Annotated in this window: 20 protein-coding genes and 1 tRNA gene; 9 read left to right on the top strand and 12 right to left on the bottom strand. The window is 56.9% G+C overall.

Annotated elements, in window-relative coordinates; all coding sequences use genetic code 11:
* Positions 1-147 precede the first annotated feature (147 nt).
* Positions 148-244: transfer RNA gene (locus ACREAY_RS03400), tRNA-Arg, on the top strand.
* A gap of 288 nt (positions 245-532) precedes the next feature.
* On the opposite strand, the gene ACREAY_RS03405 is transcribed toward ACREAY_RS03400, so the two are convergent.
* The gene (locus ACREAY_RS03405; protein WP_431754358.1) at positions 533-1,102 is read right to left on the bottom strand and encodes an NUDIX hydrolase; all 570 of its coding nucleotides are present in this window, start codon (positions 1,100-1,102) and stop codon (positions 533-535) included.
* Between the two features lie 77 nt (positions 1,103-1,179).
* On the opposite strand from ACREAY_RS03405, the gene ACREAY_RS03410 reads away from it, so the two are divergent.
* The gene (locus tag ACREAY_RS03410; RefSeq protein WP_431754359.1) at positions 1,180-1,938 is read left to right on the top strand and encodes a hypothetical protein; all 759 of its coding nucleotides are present in this window, start codon (positions 1,180-1,182) and stop codon (positions 1,936-1,938) included.
* Here ACREAY_RS03410 and ACREAY_RS03415 read toward each other — a convergent pair.
* The 5 genes from ACREAY_RS03415 to ACREAY_RS03435 form a co-directional block, all read right to left on the bottom strand.
* A complete protein-coding gene (locus tag ACREAY_RS03415; RefSeq protein ID WP_431754360.1) occupies positions 1,931-2,725 on the bottom strand; it encodes an ABC transporter ATP-binding protein in 795 nt (264 codons plus the stop codon). The genes ACREAY_RS03410 and ACREAY_RS03415 overlap by 8 nt on opposite strands.
* Before the next feature lie 4 nt (positions 2,726-2,729).
* Entirely contained in the window at positions 2,730-3,215 is a 486-nt protein-coding gene (locus ACREAY_RS03420) for a hypothetical protein (protein ID WP_431754361.1), read from the bottom strand.
* Positions 3,216-3,364: 149 nt separating this feature from the next.
* The gene (locus tag ACREAY_RS03425) at positions 3,365-4,105 is read right to left on the bottom strand and encodes an SDR family oxidoreductase (RefSeq protein ID WP_431754362.1); all 741 of its coding nucleotides are present in this window, start codon (positions 4,103-4,105) and stop codon (positions 3,365-3,367) included.
* An 89-nt stretch (positions 4,106-4,194) separates the two neighbouring features.
* Positions 4,195-6,687, bottom strand: a complete 2,493-nt coding sequence (locus ACREAY_RS03430; RefSeq protein WP_431754363.1) for a dihydropteroate synthase — start codon at positions 6,685-6,687, stop codon at positions 4,195-4,197.
* 37 nt (positions 6,688-6,724) lie between these two features.
* Positions 6,725-7,657: a homocysteine S-methyltransferase family protein gene (locus ACREAY_RS03435; RefSeq protein WP_431754377.1), complete on the bottom strand. Its 933-nt coding sequence runs from the start codon at positions 7,655-7,657 to the stop codon at positions 6,725-6,727.
* A gap of 96 nt (positions 7,658-7,753) precedes the next feature.
* On the opposite strand from ACREAY_RS03435, the gene ACREAY_RS03440 reads away from it, so the two are divergent.
* Positions 7,754-8,362: a hypothetical protein gene (locus ACREAY_RS03440; protein WP_431754364.1), complete on the top strand. Its 609-nt coding sequence runs from the start codon at positions 7,754-7,756 to the stop codon at positions 8,360-8,362.
* Here the strand turns inward: ACREAY_RS03440 and ACREAY_RS03445 are convergent, their stop codons facing one another.
* The 4 genes from ACREAY_RS03445 to ACREAY_RS03460 are packed head-to-tail and all read right to left on the bottom strand — an operon-like array spanning position 8,363 to position 11,448.
* On the bottom strand, positions 8,363-8,932 hold the full coding sequence (locus ACREAY_RS03445; protein WP_431754365.1) for a hypothetical protein: 570 nt from the start codon (positions 8,930-8,932) through the stop codon (positions 8,363-8,365). It lies immediately after the preceding gene.
* A gap of 25 nt (positions 8,933-8,957) precedes the next feature.
* A complete protein-coding gene (asnS, locus tag ACREAY_RS03450) occupies positions 8,958-10,256 on the bottom strand; it encodes an asparagine--tRNA ligase (RefSeq protein ID WP_431754366.1) in 1,299 nt (432 codons plus the stop codon).
* Between the two features lie 49 nt (positions 10,257-10,305).
* The gene (locus ACREAY_RS03455) at positions 10,306-10,644 is read right to left on the bottom strand and encodes a hypothetical protein (protein ID WP_431754367.1); all 339 of its coding nucleotides are present in this window, start codon (positions 10,642-10,644) and stop codon (positions 10,306-10,308) included.
* 6 nt (positions 10,645-10,650) lie between these two features.
* Positions 10,651-11,448: a hypothetical protein gene (locus ACREAY_RS03460; RefSeq protein ID WP_431754368.1), complete on the bottom strand. Its 798-nt coding sequence runs from the start codon at positions 11,446-11,448 to the stop codon at positions 10,651-10,653.
* A gap of 95 nt (positions 11,449-11,543) precedes the next feature.
* On the opposite strand from ACREAY_RS03460, the gene ACREAY_RS03465 reads away from it, so the two are divergent.
* The 3 genes from ACREAY_RS03465 (at position 11,544) to ACREAY_RS03475 (ending at position 15,070) form a co-directional block, all read left to right on the top strand.
* Entirely contained in the window at positions 11,544-12,116 is a 573-nt protein-coding gene (locus tag ACREAY_RS03465; protein ID WP_431754369.1) for an NUDIX hydrolase, read from the top strand.
* Between the two features lie 3 nt (positions 12,117-12,119).
* Positions 12,120-13,148, top strand: coding sequence for an alcohol dehydrogenase catalytic domain-containing protein (locus ACREAY_RS03470; protein WP_431754370.1), 1,029 nt, complete (start codon positions 12,120-12,122; stop codon positions 13,146-13,148).
* Between the two features lie 305 nt (positions 13,149-13,453).
* A complete protein-coding gene (locus ACREAY_RS03475; RefSeq protein ID WP_431754371.1) occupies positions 13,454-15,070 on the top strand; it encodes a spherulation-specific family 4 protein in 1,617 nt (538 codons plus the stop codon).
* Here the strand turns inward: ACREAY_RS03475 and ACREAY_RS03480 are convergent.
* Together ACREAY_RS03480 and ACREAY_RS03485 are read right to left on the bottom strand one after the other, a co-directional pair.
* Positions 15,055-15,363: a hypothetical protein gene (locus ACREAY_RS03480; RefSeq protein WP_431754372.1), complete on the bottom strand. Its 309-nt coding sequence runs from the start codon at positions 15,361-15,363 to the stop codon at positions 15,055-15,057. The two genes, ACREAY_RS03475 and ACREAY_RS03480, sit on opposite strands and share 16 nt — an antisense overlap.
* Positions 15,364-15,421: 58 nt before the next feature.
* Positions 15,422-15,793: a hypothetical protein gene (locus ACREAY_RS03485; protein ID WP_431754373.1), complete on the bottom strand. Its 372-nt coding sequence runs from the start codon at positions 15,791-15,793 to the stop codon at positions 15,422-15,424.
* 132 nt (positions 15,794-15,925) lie between these two features.
* Between ACREAY_RS03485 and ACREAY_RS03490 the strand changes: the two genes are divergently transcribed.
* From ACREAY_RS03490 to ACREAY_RS03500, 3 genes are all read left to right on the top strand, one after another.
* Positions 15,926-16,105 (top strand): hypothetical protein, encoded by a 180-nt coding sequence (locus tag ACREAY_RS03490; protein WP_431754374.1) that lies wholly within the window; start codon positions 15,926-15,928, stop codon positions 16,103-16,105.
* Positions 16,105-16,347: a hypothetical protein gene (locus tag ACREAY_RS03495; protein ID WP_431754375.1), complete on the top strand. Its 243-nt coding sequence runs from the start codon at positions 16,105-16,107 to the stop codon at positions 16,345-16,347. The genes ACREAY_RS03490 and ACREAY_RS03495 overlap by 1 nt, the downstream gene beginning before the upstream one ends.
* Before the next feature lie 81 nt (positions 16,348-16,428).
* Entirely contained in the window at positions 16,429-16,614 is a 186-nt protein-coding gene (locus ACREAY_RS03500; RefSeq protein ID WP_431754376.1) for a hypothetical protein, read from the top strand.
* Positions 16,615-16,810: the final 196 nt, after the last annotated feature.

Below are 16,810 nucleotides of genomic sequence, written 5' to 3' on the forward strand. Positions count from 1 at the left end.
ATGGATATTCCTGCGATTACCTTTTTGCGATCCATCTGCAAGAATATGCAGGTCAATCAAGTAGATAAGAAAAGCTTTCAATTGCCATTCCTTGAACGGGTTCTTGATGCCATCTTTCATATACCGCCTTATGCGTGGACGTAACTAGGGCCCGTCGTCTAGCCAGGATAGGGTGCTGATCTTCTTTTTGAAGAGCACAAGCCTCCGAAGCCAGATGTCGTGGGATCGAAGCCCACCGGGCCCGCTATCTCTATGTATCAACAGCGTTGCCATCATCATGCCACAACGTGCATAAAAGAACTAACAGCTACCAGCGTTTTTGATGCACTGGAAATACCGGAAACACACACTAGTGTCTTTTCCGCCGCACTGTGCCCAGCAGGCGCAGGCATCCGTATAAAAGAACAATTATTTTTGCTGTTTTCCACTGGAAACACACACTAGCACTTGCAAAAATGTATAACCCAGAGCGCGCAAGCTTGCTTGCTCAAATGATGACCTGTTATCCACGCGAGCGCAAGCGGTGAGCTGATCACGACGGTCTGATGAGTGCTTTGTGCAACTGCTCCAGAATCCTTGCAGTCGCGCCCCAGATTACGTTGCCGCGGCAGGCGAACCTGTACGCGTTCTTTGACAGGTGAAAGTGCTCTGCGTCCGGCTCCCTGGTCGCAAGCGTCTCCATCAGGGGAACGTCGAGCACTTCTGCCACCTCTGCTGCCGACACGCGCACCTGCGGCAGCATGTCCTGCACGGTCACAAAGGGCACGATAAAGTGGTTCGAAGTCATGGTCCTGACCGGCTGGAGCGACCCAAGCACGTCTCCCGGCAAAAATGCAATCCCTACCTCTTCTTCAGTCTCTCGCAGCGCGGTTTCAAGCAGGCTCGCGTCATCTTTAGAAAACCTGCCGCCGGGAAACGAGATCTCGCTTTTGTGCGCCTTCAGATCCGCGCCCCTCTTTGTCATAAAGACGTAGGGGCTGCCGCCGTGGTAGTGGATTATCACGAGCACCGCCGACGGGATGGCAGTCGCCGCGTCCTCTGCCCGGTACGGCCTCTTCTCGACAACATTATTGAGAAGCGACAGCATCTCGTCCTTGCGCACGCGCCTTCATACCTGCGGCGGGTTAAATTCTGTTGTGCCAGACTATTTAATAAGGCCGGAACATGCCTCATTTTTTATTGAAGCTGGCGTACGAGCTGAACCCGCCCAAGATTGCCCGGGACGGCCGCTATGACAGGCGCAGCCTCGGCCACGACATGGACGTCCTGCTCCGCCGAGCGTCGCAGCTAAAGCGCGCAGAAGGCATACACCTGACAGACTCGGTCCTTGGCGTGCCGCGCATTTCGAGCATCACCGCCGCAAGCTACGTCCGCAGGGTCGCCGGGGAAGCCAAGCTGTCGTGCAGCGTGCGAACGAGCGACCGAAACGCAATAACATTGTGCCAGGCGGCGGCAGACGCGGTGATGACAGGCGTCGACAGCCTGCTCATTCTGCTCGGCGACGCGCCGACCGACGGCCGCGACTCGGGGTTAAAGCCGTCGGCCGCAGTCACCATGCTCAAGGACCTCGGCTTTGGGACCAGGATAAAGCTCAACCTGTCCTTCCCAGACAAGGTTGCAAACAAAGAGTCGCCGGCGATACAGAACAAGCTCGCGGCAAAGCCGCATGCCTTTGTGACGCAGTCGATATCTTCGTTATCAGACCTTGGCGAAATTGTCGACCTTGCCAGGCCGCACGGGATAAAGGTCGTCGCGTGCGTCATGGTGCCGGCTGACAAGAACTTCCAGTCCGCCAAGATGATAGGGCTTGACTGGTCCGGCTATGAAAAAGAGCCTGCGGATTTTGTGAAAAAGGCCGGCAAAATGGCCGGCAGCGTGCTCTTGACGTCGCCCAACAGCTTTCAGGCCGGCCTTGAGCTCTTGAAAAAGGTCAGCTGAGGCCGTCGCCCTTGCGCTCGGCAATCTCTGTCTTTAGCTCTTCAAGCACCTGGCGCTGGTACGGCCGCAGCCCCTCGTCTTCAGGCAGGCGCGGCCTGCGGTAGTCGACTGACACTTCCTTCTTTACCGTGCCGGGCCTCTTTGTGAAAACTATGACCTTGTCGCCCAGGCACACCGACTCGGTTATGTTGTGTGTGATGAAAACAATCGTCTTTTTCGTGCGCGCCCAGATCAACTGCAACTCGACAAGCAACAGGTCGCGCGTCTGGCTGTCAAGCGCCGCAAACGGCTCGTCCATCAGGAGCACTTCGGGATCGATTGCAAGCGCTCTGGCTATCGCGACGCGCTGCTTCATGCCGCCGGACAGCTGGTAGGTGTAGGCGTCGGCAAACTTTGTCAGCTGCATCATGTCGAGGTAGCGCATCGCTATCTCGTTGCGCTTTTTCTTTTCCACCCCCTTTACCATCAGCCCAAACTCGACGTTGTCTATCACCCTGAGCCACGGAAAGAGCGCGTTTTCCTGGAAAACCATTATCCTGTCCGGGCCAGTCTCCGAGACCGGCCTGCCGTCCAGTATCACCTCGCCTTCGCTCGGCATGTCAAGCCCCGCAAGGATGTTGAGGATTGTCGTCTTGCCGCAGCCGGACGGTCCGACGAGGCAGACGAACTGCCCGTCTTCTATCGACAGGCTGACGTCGTGCACGGCGCCCACCTGCTGGTGCGCCTGGCCCCTGCCCTGCGAGGACGTGAAATACTTGCTGATGTTGCGCGCTTCAAGCTTTGCCATTATCTCACCTGAGGTCGCTCACGTCTCCAAACTGCCTCATCTTTTTGCTGCGCCTGCTGTCTAAAACCGTTACTATGGCGCCGGCCGCCAGCACCATTATGCCTGCTATCTGTATAAAGCCAAGCGTCACCGTCGTCACCTCGTCGCCGACCAGGACCACCGCCCGCAGGGTTTCAGAAGAGGGGTTTGCAATGAAAAGCGTATAGTTGCCAGCGGTTGCGGCGTTCACCGGAACCACAAACGGCGAGCCTGTGGCCGTGCTGTTGTAAAGCACCTCGCCTGCCTTATCCTTTACCGTCATGATCGGCTTTTCTGCCAGCTCCTGGAACGTTACGCTAAACGCCGCCTGGCCGGGGGGCAGGCTGTGGGTGATACTTGCCGCCTCGCCGGGCCGTATGCTGTATTCGGCCCCTTCGTTTCCCTGGGGCAGAAAATACGGGATGGCAACGACATAGCTGATGATCATTATGGTGCCTCCTGCTATCAGCATCAAAGGGCCCCTTCTTAGCAGCAATTTATAGAGTCATTCAACCCTGCGCTGATATAATCTTTCTAGAGCTCATAGTTCTTTTTCAGCATCGCAAGGAATTCCCTGTCCTGCATCCCGGCCCTCGCCTGCGCCAGGCCGACCGCGTCCCTTCACACGAGGTACCTGAACTCGGGGTCCGGCGACGTGGACGCCTGCAGCACCGCGTCGGCGACCTGCTGCGCCGGCGCCGCGTTTTCAAGCAGCGGGCCTATGGTTGCGTTCATCTTTTGCAGCATCGGGGCATAGGGCGAGCCGGGGTCAAGCGCCTTTTTTGCCATCGCGATGCCGCTTACGAAATTCGTCTTTATCATGCCCGGCTCTATGACTGCGACCCTTATTCCAAAGGGTGCAAGCTCGAACGCCATGGCCTCGCTCAGGCCCTCGACCGCGAATTTTGTCGCGCTGTACGCCGGCGACGTGGGGAACGCGACCCTGCCTCCAATCGAGCCGACGTTGATGATTGTCCCGCTCTTTTGCTTCCTCATCGCAGGCAGCACCGCCTGCGTCACGCGCACGAGCCCAAACAGGTTGGTCTCAAACTGCGCCTTTAGCTCGTCCATTGCAAGGTCCTCTACGGCCCCTACTAGGGCATAGCCTGCATTGTTGACAAGCACGTCTATCCTGCCCTTTTCACTCAACACCGCGTCAACCGCGCTTTTGACAGACTGGTCTTCGTTCACATCAAGCTGCAGGACGCGCAGGGGCAGGCCTTTTGCCGCTTCCTGTATCTGCCCTGCCTTGCCGGTGTTTCGCATCGTCGCATAGACATCAAAGCCGTTCCTTGCCAGAGTCAGCGCCGTTTCAAGCCCGATGCCGCTAGAGCTCCCTGTGACAACCGCAACCTTTGCCATGACTCTGCTTGGACAGGGAGTTACTTAACCTCGGCAGTTGTCCGCCGGCAAGCTAGTCCTGCGTTTCACACCAGGTAAGGAGCAGGCTTCTAGAGAATGAAATATTCTGCCTTGGGGTGGTGGACCACGATAGCCGCAGTCGACTGGTCGGGCACTATTTGCCCCAGTTCCGTCACCGTCATGCCTGACTTGGCAGGGTCGAGGATCTCCCAAACCTGGTGGTGCTGCATGATGTCGGGGCAGCTCGGGTAGCCCCAGCTGTAGCGCAGGCCGCGCTTGTCGCCGATGCCAAGCTCTTTTCTGATGCGGGCGTTTACCCATTCGGCCATAGCCTCCGCCGTTTCCACCGCGATGCCGTGGAGGTAATAGGCGTCGGTGTAGCGGTCCTCCTTGTTCCATTTTTCTATCACGTCTGTCACTTTCGCGCCGGCCGTGACTGCCTGGAACGCGACGACATCGTCAGGGCCGAAATAGTCGGCAAGGCACAGGTGCTTTTCCTTTGACGACCTGGGAAACTCGAACTCGACCTGCCTGCCTCCAAGGTCGACTGCTATCTTGCCTACGCCGGCCTTGCCCGGCGTCAAGTTGCTGCACTTGAAATATCCATAGACGGCGCGAGGCTCAAACAGCTTTTCATCGATGACCCTGCGCGTCCATTCTTCGAACAGCCTGTCCGGGTCGCTCTCGCTTGCGCCCTTGCCCCTTATTCCCCACTGCAGGACAAACAGCGACTTTTTGCTAATGTGCTTCCACACCTCTGCCAGGTCAATGTCTGCAGGCTCGAGCCTGACCTTCCGGCCAACGTGCGGGGGGACGGGCGGCGCCACTGGGACGATTCCGCTATGCGGCGACTCGCCGCGCTCTGCCACGGCCTCCCTGTCGGACCACTTTTCCAGCTTTTCCTTCCAGCCTCCCACAAACTTGCCGCGCTCTTGGGGCGACACGAGCGCGTTCATCGCGCGCAGCCCGTCAAACGCGGTCTTGCAGTAAAACACGCCGGGGCCATAGATGCCGCCTTCCTTTGCTATCCTGTTGATGTAATTGGTGTTGATGGCCGCGCCCCCGCAAAGCACCGGCACTTCCATGTTGTTCTGGCGTGCGTGCTCGACAAAGTACTGCATCTGCTTTGACGTAGAGACGAGCAGCGCCGACAGGCCGATTGCGTCCGGCCTGACTTCGCCGATCTTTTCAAGTATCTTTTGCAGCGGCACCTGCTTGCCTAGATCGTAGACCGTATAGCCGTTGTTTACAAATATCGTCTTTACAAGGTTCTTGCCGATGTCGTGCACGTCGCCGTACACCGTGCAGAGCACCAGCTTGCCCTTGCTCACGCCTTCCTGTTTTATCAGGTATTTTTCAAGTTCCGCAACCGCCGCCTTCATGCATTCGGCTGACTTTAGCACGAACGGAAGGATGAGTTCCCCGGCGCCAAACTTGTCGCCGACTTCTTTCATGGCCGGCAACAGCACTTCGTTCAAAGTCTGCACCGCCGCCTCGTGCGCCGCCTCTCTGTTCGCCTTTATAGCTCCGCTCTCGACCGTGGCGCCCGGTATGCGGTCCGCAATCGCCTGCACGACGTCGAGCTCGATGCCCTCCTTTAGCCGGTTGACTATGCGGAAATGGCATTTCTTGCTGGCATCCCACGACGGGTCTACCTCGACGCGCCTGCTTGCGCCAGAAGCGACTTTTGTATTTTCAAAGAACGCGATGAGCTCCGCCAGCGCGTTCGGGTGGCGGTTGAATATGAGGTCCTCTGCCAGCTTTTTTTGCCCGTCGTCGATTTCCGTGTAGGCGATAATGTCGCGGGGGTTGATGATGACGGTGTCAAGCCCTGCCTTTATCGCGTGGTACAGGAAAACAGAGTTGACAACCTTGCGCGCCCCCGGGGGCAGGCCGAAACTCACGTTGGAGAGCCCGAGTGTCGTGAAAGACTCGGGGAACCTTTCCTTAACCCTGCGGATGCCGTCAAGCGTGTTTTTTGCAGAGTCTGCAAATTCCTGCTCGCCTGTCGCAAGTGTGAACGTCAGCACGTCGTAAATGAACTGCCACGGCTGCAGGCCGTACTGCTTGCCGGCGTCGTAGAGCAGCTGCGCCGTTTCCACTTTTTCCTCCGCCGTCTTTGCCATGCCCTTTGGCCCTATGCACATCGCCACAGCCGGCAGGCCGTACCTGGCCATCAGGGGGGCAAGCGCGTGAAAGCGGCTGCCGTCGCCTTCAAGGTTTATCGAGTTGATGATGGGCCTGCCCGGTATCTGCACAACAGTGGCCTCGATGACTTTTGGGTCTGTGGAGTCGATGACCAGCGGCGCTTCGACTTCCAGGCTGAGGCGCTTGGCCAGCTTTCCCATGAATTCAAGCTCGTCAGACCGCTCGGTGGTCGCGACGCACACGTCAAGGCAGTGCGCGCCGTCCTCCACCTGCGCCCGTGCAAGGTCGACCAGGCCGTCAAAGTCATCCTTCAGCACCATCTCCTTGGCTTTTTTCGAGCCCTGGGTGTTCAGGCGCTCCCCTATGATGAGCGGCGCAGGCTCTTGCCTGATGTCGACTGCTTTGAGCGCCGAGCTGACGCGCGGTATCTTCAAACTTGATCAAGTTGTTTTGACGGCTATATTTGGCTATTCAGCCGTCGATTACCCTGCGCAGCTCTGCAATGTGCTCCGGCGTCGTGCCGCAGCAGCCGCCTATCATGCGGATGTTGGGATATTTCTTTACAAAATCGGACAACCGCTCAGCTATCTCTCCGGGACCCATCTTGTAAACCGCCTTTCCGCCCTCGTTGTGGGGCATGCCCGCGTTTGGCATCACCAGCACCGGGAGTTCCTGCTCGCCGAGCCATCTGACGCTCGGCGTCATCTCTGCCGGGCCGGTGGAGCAGTTGAGGCCAAAAAAGTCGATGCCCATGTCGCTCACTGTGGTGTATGCAGCCTGGACGCTCGTGCCAAGCAGCATCTTGCCGTACTGGTCCAGCGTAACGTTGGCGATGATGGGCACCTTTTTGCCCGTCTTTAACATCGCTGCGTGGGACGCCTCTATCGCCAATTTTACCTCCAGTATGTCTTGGCTCGTCTCTATGAGCAGCGCGTCGGCGCCGCCTAGAATCAGACCTTCTGCCTGCAGCGCAAACGCCTCCCTTATCTCGTCAAGTGGCTTTTGGCCGAGGTCCGGGTCGTTGGAGCTTGGCAGGAATCCTGAGGGGCCCATGGAGCCTATGACGTAGCGGTTCTCAAACTCGTCTGCCGCCTGCCTTGCAAGCTGCGCGGCCTTTTTGTTAAATTCTACCGTCTCGTCGCCGTAGCCATACTCGTCGAGCTTGAACTTGTTTGAGCCAAAGGTGTTGGTCTCGATGCAGTCGGCGCCTGCCCGCAGGTAGCTCTTGTGGATCTGCCTTATCCACTCTGGCCTTGTCAGTATGAGGCCGTCGTTAAAGCCGTCCTTGCCGTCCGGGAAATCCTCCGGCTTGGGACCCAGTTTTTGTATCTCGGTGCCCATGGCGCCGTCAAATAGCAGCACCCGTTTCCTTGCGGCCTCGGCAAACGGCTCTTTCACGGCCACAATTGCGGCCAAAGCCGTTAAATGCCTTTGGGCTGACAAGGGTGTAAAACTCTGTTGACACAGTCCTTCTAAACTGCAAACGCCAATCTCGCAGGCATGATGACCGCAATAGTCCAAGAGGCACCCCCGACGGCAGTTCCAAATGCCATACCGCCACACGTCCTCATCGTGGGCAAAAAGAACGCAGTCGACTATATTGCGCCCGCGCTTTTCCGGCTCGGCTCTTTTGGCGAGCTTGTCGTGAGGGCAAAGGGGAGCTTTAGCATAGTGACGGCAGTCAACGTCGCCGAGATGGTCAAGCGCGACGTCCCGGGGCTCGAGTCAAGGTCGATAAACATCGGCACTGAAGAAATGGTCATCGACGGGATGACAAGGCGCGTTTCATTCATAGAGATCCGGCTTGCCGTGCCTGCGCCAAAGGTAGAAGAACCGGCAATAATTGCTGCGCCAATGGCTGAAGCGAAAGTAATTAAAGTTGCGCCCGTGGCAGTCGCAGTACAAGTGCCGGTGATTGAAGCTCCGGTTATTGAGGAAGTGCCATCGGTGGTTGAGGCGCCACTAGTCGAAGAAGCAGCACCCGCGGCAGTACTCGTCGCTCCAGCTGAAAAACTGGCAAAAGCCGTGGTAAAGTCCAAAAAGATAAGGGCAAAGTCCAAGACAACTGCCAAGAAAAAGGCGTCGGCGCGCAAAAAGAAGGCCGAGTAGCTATTTCTGGCGGCCGCCGCCAAACACGGCCAGTATGCTTGACACCATCATGCCTACCGTGTAGGACGATCCCATCTCTGCAAACCCTGGGATAAAATGGAGCGTAAAGAGCGCCCCCAGTGCCGCAATGCCGCCGTACTGCGACAGCTTTTTCCATATCCTCCTTTCGCTTTCAAACGGCGCCAGCAGCATCCCGAGTATCCAGGTGCCGAAAAGCCAGATCATTGTCTTTGCGGCGACGAGCCCGGGCTCGATGAACGCCACAACAAAGTACATCGCAGTCACGATAAAGTCGGCGCCCATCATAGTCGCAAATATCCTGTTGAACGACTTTAGTCTGATGATATAGTGGGCAAACGCAAAGCCCATGACCGCTACTGCCGCCGCGCTGCCGCCGACGTACGCGGCGCTCGGGCCGCATTGGAACAACGCCCTCGGGTCGCTGCTGCCGCAGACCATCTGCGTGGAGACGAGCACCATGAGAAACGTCTTGACAAGGACGCTTGCGACAAAGAGCAGGGCCTTGTGCTGCAATTCCAGCGGCTTGCTCCTTGACGCGCCCTTTGGCAATATGCCTACGTGCGCTTCCGAGTACTTAAGGTTCTACCCTTGACATAGTCCTTGGGAACAGGACGGTATCTTTGATGTCTTCGGCGTTTGTTATCCACCTCACGAGGCGCTCGATGCCAAGGCCAAACCCGCCGTGAGGCACAGAGCCGTAGCGGCGAAGGTCGAGGTACCACCCATACGCGCCTGGGTTGAGCCCCTCCTTTTTCATCCTTTCAGTGATGGAATCGATGCTGTCCTCCCTCAGCCCGCCACTTGTGACCTCGCCAAAGCCCCTTGGCGCAAGCATGTCCGCGGTGAGGCCGATGCCCGGGGCGGCCGGGTCTTCCTTTACGTAAAACGGCTTGACCGCTAGCGGGTACCCGACGACGAACACGGGCCTGTCGGCGTCTTTGGTAAGCTCGCGCTCGGTATCTATGGAAAGGTCGTCGCCAAACTGGATTTCGCGTTTTTCGCCGTCGTCCTGCGTGACCTGGAGCCCTCTGGAGCGCAAGGTCTCTATCGCTCTGGAGTACGGGATGCGATCAAATGGCGGCTCTACTTTTTTCAGGTCAGTAACGTCGCGCTTTATCAGCGCAAGCTCTTCCGCCCTTGTCTTTATCGTATTCTGGATTACGTACGAGACCAGCTGCTCTTCTGCCTTTAGAATGTCCTCAAGAGTGACCCAGGGCGCCTCGGCCTCCAGGTGCGAGAACTCTGCAAGGTGCCTGACGGTCCTGGACTTTTCCGCCCTGAAAGACGGCGTGAGGCTCCACACCGGCCCGAGGGAAAATATCATGGCTTCAAGGTACAGCTGCGCAGACTGGGAAAGGTATGCATCCTGGTCAAAGTAGCGCAGCTTGAAAAGAGTCGAGCCGCCTTCGACGGCGCCCTTTACTATCGTGGGCGCGGTGACTTCCATCCAGCCGTTTTCTACAAACCACTGCCGGCCGTATTGAAGGACGGACGCGCGCACCTTTGCGATGGCTATCATCCTGCGCGTCCGGAGCGCCAGGTGGCGCTTGTCCAGCAAGAGCTCGTCGCTCTGGTACTCGCCTATCGGGTACTCGGCTGCGACGTTGTAAATTTTCAATTCGCCTGCCTTTAGCTCAAAGCCACCCTCCGGCGCCCTTGGGTCCTGGCTTACGGTGCCAGTGACTTCAACCGACGACTCTATCGTGAGTGGCGCCGCCGCTTCTGCCGCGACCACGCACTGGATGACTGCGCCCCTGTCGTCGCGCAGGAGGACAAACGCGTTCTCTTTTTGCTTGCGCAGCCTGTGAACCCAGCCGCGCACCGTGACTCTTTTGCCGACAAAATCCGCAGACTTGGCCTCGCTTGCCCGCATGGGCAGGACTTCTACTCTTGTATTCTTAAGTGTTACAAAAAGTGGGAGGCTATGCCCTCCTCCCCTTTACAAAGAACGCTGCAGCAACTCCTCCAAAGACCGCGCCCAGCGTCCCTATGAACACCCATGCCTGGTCGCCTCCAAGTGAAATCATGGGCGTGCCTGAGCCGGAGGCAGGGTTGTCGTGGGCTATGGCGACCCGCCTGGCGGCAAGGATGTTGTGCTCGTTGCATTCCGGCCTGTCTATGCCAAGTTCCTGGCATTCTGCAAGCTGATCTTCCGTGACGATTGTCGCGGGGTTTCCTACGTACTGCGCGTGAGCCGCCGGGGCAGAGCCGGCAAAGGCCAGTAAGAGCCCGGCGATCAGCGCGGTTTTTGTCTTGTCCATGCGATATTATGCGATGCGCTCTGGATAATCCTGCGTTCCGCACGCTATCTTGCTTCCCTGTTCTGGCGCCAGAACGCCTCCTGGCCGGCACCTGAACAGGATGTAGGCAAGGAACGCCAAGACCGCGGCTGCCCCAAACGGCATGGCAGTCGCAAACTCGGGCCAGCCGGCGGCGCCGGCTGCTGCGACTTTTTGGCGCGACATCTCCACAGACTCTTCGATGGTCTGCCTGCTCTCCAGCGGCTGGATTGCCGGCTCTGGCTCTTGGACAGGCGCCTGTTGGGGGACGTACTGGAACAGGAAAACCGCCCCGGCCGCAAACACGACGAGGGCTACCAGCCCGGGTGCAAGCAGCGGCAGGATGCTCTCTTTTTCTTTTTTCGAGGCAGCAAGGCTGAATTTCCATACCTTTGCTGCCTCTGCCCACAGGACGGCCGCGGCTGCCGCCGGGACTGCGATGCCATAGACACTGCCGCCGTCAAAAATTGCGTACAGGACTGCGACTGCCGAGAATATGGACGCATAGAATGCAAGGCGGGGGACTGAAAACCTCCCAAAACTGACGTGCGACTCTAGCGCCTTTACCTTTACCCTTCTGGCAAGCACGACCCTGCCATAGCTGTCGCGGGAGACAAGCCCTATCCATGCCAGCTTTTCAACCTGGTACTCCGCGACGCTCGGGCTTGACATGTCAAGGTCGCGCTGGACCTCCCTTATGCCGCTCGGCCTTCTCTTTTTCTGCAGATACAAGTAAACTTGTAGCGTCCTGCCCTGCAGCTTGCGCTCAATGTCGCTGTCTTCCACGGCTCTTATGGGCAAAAGGGCGATTTAAGGAGCGCCGCGAAGACGGCTGTTCTGCAAATAGAACACATTAAATCCCGTCGCGCAAAAGGGAGGACATGCCAGGCAAGAGCTGGGAGCGCCTCGGCCGCAAAAAGGTGTACGAGGCAAGAGATGGCAAGACCGTATACATGGAGCTGTACCAGGACAGGGTCCGGGCCCCCGACGGCAGGGAGACGTCGTACACGTTCTACAAGTCATCAGACATCGTAATCGTCGTCCCGTTCCTTGACAAGGAGAGGCTGGTGATGATAAGGCAGTACCGTTACCCGCTAGGCAAGGTGATGCTCGAGTTCCCGGCCGGCCACATCGAAAAGGGTGAGTCACCTCTCTCCTCTGCCCGGAGGGAACTGGAAGAGGAGACAGGCTACCGGGCGAAAAATGTGAAACACGTCTACAGCTACCACCCGTCAGTCAGCAAGTCGTGCCAGGTGGTTCATGTCTTTTCGGCCGCCGGGCTTGCCCCGGGCGAAACGAGACACGACTCTACCGAAGAGATAGACGTGGAGATGGTGAAGGTCGCACATCTGGAAAAAATGATCCGCAGGCAGGAGGTGGAAAACGCCGGCACGCTCGTCGCATATCTGCTGTGCTGCACAGGAATAAAGATAGGCGGCAAAGGGGGTAGGTAGGCCATGGAAACCATGAAGGCAATGGTGCTTGACAGGCTTGCGCCCATCGAGACTCGGCCGCTAAAGCTAGAGTCGCTGCCAATGCCGTCGCCAAAAAAAGGAGAAGTGTTGCTGGAGATAGAGGCGTGTGGCGTCTGCCGGTCAAACCTGCACATGATCGAAGGTGACTGGAAGGACATCGGCTCACCGTCGCGCCTGCCGGTCGTCCCCGGTCACGAGGTCGTCGGCGTCGTGAAAATGGCCGACGGCGCAAAAAAGTTCAGGGTGGGTGACAGGGTCGGCATACAGCCGCTGTTCAGCTCGTGCATGAAATGCGAGTACTGCCTGAAAGGCAGGGAGCACCTGTGTGACGATGCCGAGATAACCGGAGAGAGCGTGCAGGGAGGCTATGCCGAATACATCGCCGCAAGCGAGGAGTTTGTCACGCGCATACCGGACAACATCGACTCGCCGCACGCGGCGCCGCTCTTTTGCCCCGGGATAACCGCATACAAGGCAGTCATGGCAAGCGAGCCGGCGAAAAACAGGTCGGTGGGCATTTTTGGCGTGGGTGGCGTGGGGCACCTTGCGGTACAGCTGGCAAAGCTGGAAGGATCCAGAGTGGTAGCCATTTCAAGGACCAAGGGCCACCTTGATCTGGCAAAAAAGCTCGGCGCCGACAACGCCGTTGTGTACCAAGAGTCTGTAGACCAATTTGTCAAGTCGCTGAAAAAAGATGAAGGGTTTCTTGACAGCGCCATCGTCTTTGCGCCTTCCGAAAAAGCCATCGATGCTGCAATAAAGTCGGTAAAAAAAGGCGGGACGGTCGTGGTAGGTGTCGTCGGCAACATCCCCAGCTTTTCGGCGTTTGAAGAAAAGACCATACGCGGCACGGTGATAGGCTCTAGGCAGGACATGGCCGACCTCGTAAAGATCGCGGCCGCCGGGTCGCTCAAGGTCGTGATAGAGACTTACAAGCTTGCCGAGGCAAACGACGTGCTTGCGCGCCTGAAAAAGTCCGAGGTTGAGGCGCGAGCCGTGCTTGTCCCCTAGGAAAAATAGTGCAAGCACGGTGCCAGATGAAACGCCCCGCAAAGCTGTCCCGCGCCAGTCCCTGTCGAGCCATGTGTACAACATTAGTCTGCATGCACATGCTGCGACATTTTTGCAGTAGAATATCATGATAAAGTCTTAACATATATCCAACTAAGATCCGGCTCTGGAATTTTCTTAGAAAACCCTTCAGAGGAGATTCTTTCAGAGTGGAGCTCGATAAGAGCCTTAAGCCATGATTTCAAAATTTTCTCGTAGTGTGGAAGATAGCGATCATCCTAGCGGTCATTGCCGCTGTATTGTTTTTGCCAACCTATGGCATGCTGGGAATCCGCCCGCCAAGCGGCGGCCCTAACGAAGGCACCAACCCCCCGTCCGCGGTGCCTGAGCGTAGCCCCCCGACTGTGCCAGTCGACCATGGCAAGACCGGCATATTCTTTCCGCTCTTCACCCCGCCAGGCAAGATGTGGGACGACATGCTGGAATACCGCCTGGAGCATCCGTCCCTCCCGTGGATCTCTGTCATAAACCCAGACAGCGGGCCGGGCCAACGCGCCAACCCACTGTATACGGAAAACGTCGCCGAACTCAGGAAGTCAAACGTCGTCGTGCTGGGATATGTCTCGACGTTCTGGGCGGGGGTGCCTATTGAGACTGCCAAGGCGGACGTTGACACTTACAAGAAATTTTACGACCTTGACGGCATTTTCATCGACGAGATGTCAAACAACAAGGACTTTGTCGGGTACTACAAAGAGCTCACCGACTATGCCAAAAATCACGGGATGAGCTTTGTAGTCGGCAATACGGGTACTGACGCGACGCCGGAATACGTGGGCGCGGTCGACAATATCGTCATCTCTGAAGGGTACGGCGTGCCCTCGCTGAGTAGGCTCGGCGGCTGGCACGTGGAACACGACAAAAAGAACTTTTCCTACATCGCCCACACGCAGAGTACAATCGACAGGTCGTACGTCCTTACCTCTGCAGACTTTGCGTCATATGTCTTTTTCACGGACGATTATATGCCAAACCCCTACGACAAGTTCCCGTCGCACTTTGACGAGCTGCTGGCCATCCTCGACCCCAAGACGCCAAGCAAGATGCACAACGTCGTGGTCAAGAGCGCCGACCTGACAAGCGCGCCGGTCAACGGCACGCTGACCCTCTCGCTTGGCAGCGACAGGGTTGCCAGCAGCAAGGGTTGGGTGACGCAGGTGGGCAAGTCGGGCGACTCGTACACCGCAACTGCGCTGAACAACCGGGACTTGGTCTTTGAGTACTGGGAAGACGGCAGCAAGGCGAGAACGAGGACTCTAACGCTTGACGACTCTTCAAAAATAGCCACAGCATACTACCGCGACAGGACGGCTGCGGATCCCCTCGGGCTGACCGTGAACGCCATGATTGAAAAGGGAGGCGACCTCAGCATGGCGGTAGTCATCGAGTCAAACGGCGAAATAATCCAGAGAGGGTTCACGCCGTTCAGGTTCGAGGGCGAGCCGGGCGAGCAGTACACCGTCTACGTTTCAGAGTGGTCAAACTTTGTGTTCGACCGGTGGGCTAACGGAGACAGGTCAAACCTGCAGGAGATAACATTCGCAAACGAAGAGCAGGTCCTGACCGCGTATTATCATTACGAGACGCCTGCGACTGCCCTTCACACCCTGACTGTAAACGCCTACGACTCTGACGGGAGCATCGCCACGATGTGGACAACAGTCAGGCTGGGCGACGAAACGCATACGGGCTATACGCCGCTGACCATACCGGTCGAGAAGGGCAGGACTTATGCGGTGTCAGTCGCTGACTACCAGGACGACGTGTTTGACCACTGGGAAGACGGCAGCAAGTCAAGGTCCACAGATATCAAGATCGAGTCGCAGCACGAAGAAGTGATCGCCCACTATGCAGCCAGGTAGCCAGCCTTGCCCGCCGGCAGCGGCGCCATCTCTATCCGGATCCTCCTGACGACTCCCCTGTCGAGGCTTAGCGAAATCATGCTGTCTTCAAGCTGGCTGAAAAATGCTTTTTCCACCCACACCGGGATGCTGCGGTTGTCAGCCAGGATGAACAGGCTGCCCGGAGCCTTTCCGACAGTGGCCTTTGGGAGGAATGCCCCATTCCTCAGCATCTCGCGGTAGACAATTATGCCTGCGCCCTGCCTCCTGCCGACGTGCCGGATGGCGCCTTCTGACAAAGATATCGAAACCATGAACCTCAGATGGCGCGTTTTGTATTAAACAGCTGCATTGCCTGGCGGCGACATACTGCTAGTGCATCGCATCAATCAGGGGCAGCACTTTCTGCATGATCTTTTCGTGGTCTGACGTGCGCTCGGCTGAAATGAGCAGCAACAGGTCGTGCCTCTTGATGGGCACAGTTATCCGCTTGACATTTTCATAGACAGTCATAGAGTACTCCACTCTGCCGAGCCTTTCTTCCATCGACTGGTCGGTGCTCATCTTTAGTATCGCCTGCACTATCGACCTTTCGACCTCTTTTTCAGATAGCATGGGGGCTAAGCCCTTTTTGTACCCGTGCACGATGAGCCTGCCCTTCTTGTCCACGATGCCTGCAAACCTTACAGAGCCATCTGACTCTAGTACCTGGTTCAGCATGTCATACGTGTTGTCTTGCATCATTTTTGCCGGCACCCTTGACCCCCTCAGGATTGGCTAAAAGGGCTTGTGAGTAAACGGCGATACAGACATCTGCCGAGTTGTAGCTTTCCGACCTACCGGATGTTCTTATTATGATACGAGTCTCCAAGTAACGTGAATAACGTAGAGATTGCCCAGCTTCATTGGGACATTACCAAGCTCCTGGAGATGGGCATCAATGAAGAATTGGCCAGGCAGCTGACGCCGGCCCAGGCAAGGGACTTGGTAAAGGGCCTGCTCTACCTCCGGGAAAAGTATAGGGGGTGGGAAGACGGCCACGGAGAGCGACGCTAATGATGGCCATCGAAAACCCTGCTTATGCGTCCCTGGTAAATGCCTTGAAAAAAATGCTTGGCAATGAAAATGCCGCCCTTGTAGTTAAGTACCTTGAGCAAGAGAACGTGATAATGGACGACAGGGTAGTAGATGCTGGAAAACTGGACCTTGCATTGCAGTCGCTGTTTGGGCAGGGGGCAAGCAGTATCATTCGCGGGCTCATGGCTCAAAAGAAGCCCTCTCCGAGGCCGGCAGGCTAGTCGCCCAGCCGCCAATAATGTTCACGTAATTGCGGGAAAATCTGCAATCGGCTAAAATACTTGACTTTGTTTAAAATCATCATGTCTGATGATAAAAGATGCCCGGTATGCAGGGGCACCTTAAAGAACCTCAACGGCAAGTTCAAGTTTGACGTTGCCGTGGAGCAGACCAAGAACTTTACCACCCCAATGCTGGTGTACGTGTGCGTCGATTGCGGCAACATGCAGCATTTCGTGGACGTGCGAGAAATAAAGCCGCTGCTCTAATTTTGAACTATAATGTCGGGTGGAACTCGCGCAGCCTGATCATAGATATTACGAGGTTCTTGGTTTAAAGTCCTGTCCATTGCTGGCAGAAACCTACTCCTGCAGTCATTGTAAAATGAAATTTCAGGTTATAGGCATTTCAAAACCTGCTCACCCCAAGTTCTGCCCATATTGTGGCACGGGCGCTGTCGAGCCC

Source organism: Nitrososphaera sp., from assembly GCF_050748925.1.
Classification (GTDB): domain Archaea; phylum Thermoproteota; class Nitrososphaeria; order Nitrososphaerales; family Nitrososphaeraceae; genus Nitrososphaera.

Excerpts from the sequence above, each read along its gene's own strand:
- ACREAY_RS03415 (WP_431754360.1), bottom strand. The coding sequence starts at position 2,725 with ATGGCAAAGCTTGAAGCGCGCAACATCAGCAAGTATTTCACGTCCTCG.
- ACREAY_RS03420 (WP_431754361.1), bottom strand. The coding sequence starts at position 3,215 with ATGCTGATAGCAGGAGGCACCATAATGATCATCAGCTATGTCGTTGCC.
- ACREAY_RS03425 (WP_431754362.1), bottom strand. The coding sequence starts at position 4,105 with ATGGCAAAGGTTGCGGTTGTCACAGGGAGCTCTAGCGGCATCGGGCTT.
- ACREAY_RS03440 (WP_431754364.1), top strand. The coding sequence starts at position 7,754 with ATGATGACCGCAATAGTCCAAGAGGCACCCCCGACGGCAGTTCCAAAT.
- asnS (WP_431754366.1), bottom strand. The coding sequence starts at position 10,256 with ATGCGGGCAAGCGAGGCCAAGTCTGCGGATTTTGTCGGCAAAAGAGTC.
- ACREAY_RS03455 (WP_431754367.1), bottom strand. The coding sequence starts at position 10,644 with ATGGACAAGACAAAAACCGCGCTGATCGCCGGGCTCTTACTGGCCTTT.
- ACREAY_RS03465 (WP_431754369.1), top strand. The coding sequence starts at position 11,544 with ATGCCAGGCAAGAGCTGGGAGCGCCTCGGCCGCAAAAAGGTGTACGAG.
- ACREAY_RS03470 (WP_431754370.1), top strand. The coding sequence starts at position 12,120 with ATGGAAACCATGAAGGCAATGGTGCTTGACAGGCTTGCGCCCATCGAG.
- ACREAY_RS03480 (WP_431754372.1), bottom strand. The coding sequence starts at position 15,363 with ATGGTTTCGATATCTTTGTCAGAAGGCGCCATCCGGCACGTCGGCAGG.
- ACREAY_RS03485 (WP_431754373.1), bottom strand. The coding sequence starts at position 15,793 with ATGATGCAAGACAACACGTATGACATGCTGAACCAGGTACTAGAGTCA.
- ACREAY_RS03495 (WP_431754375.1), top strand. The coding sequence starts at position 16,105 with ATGATGGCCATCGAAAACCCTGCTTATGCGTCCCTGGTAAATGCCTTG.
- ACREAY_RS03500 (WP_431754376.1), top strand. The coding sequence starts at position 16,429 with ATGTCTGATGATAAAAGATGCCCGGTATGCAGGGGCACCTTAAAGAAC.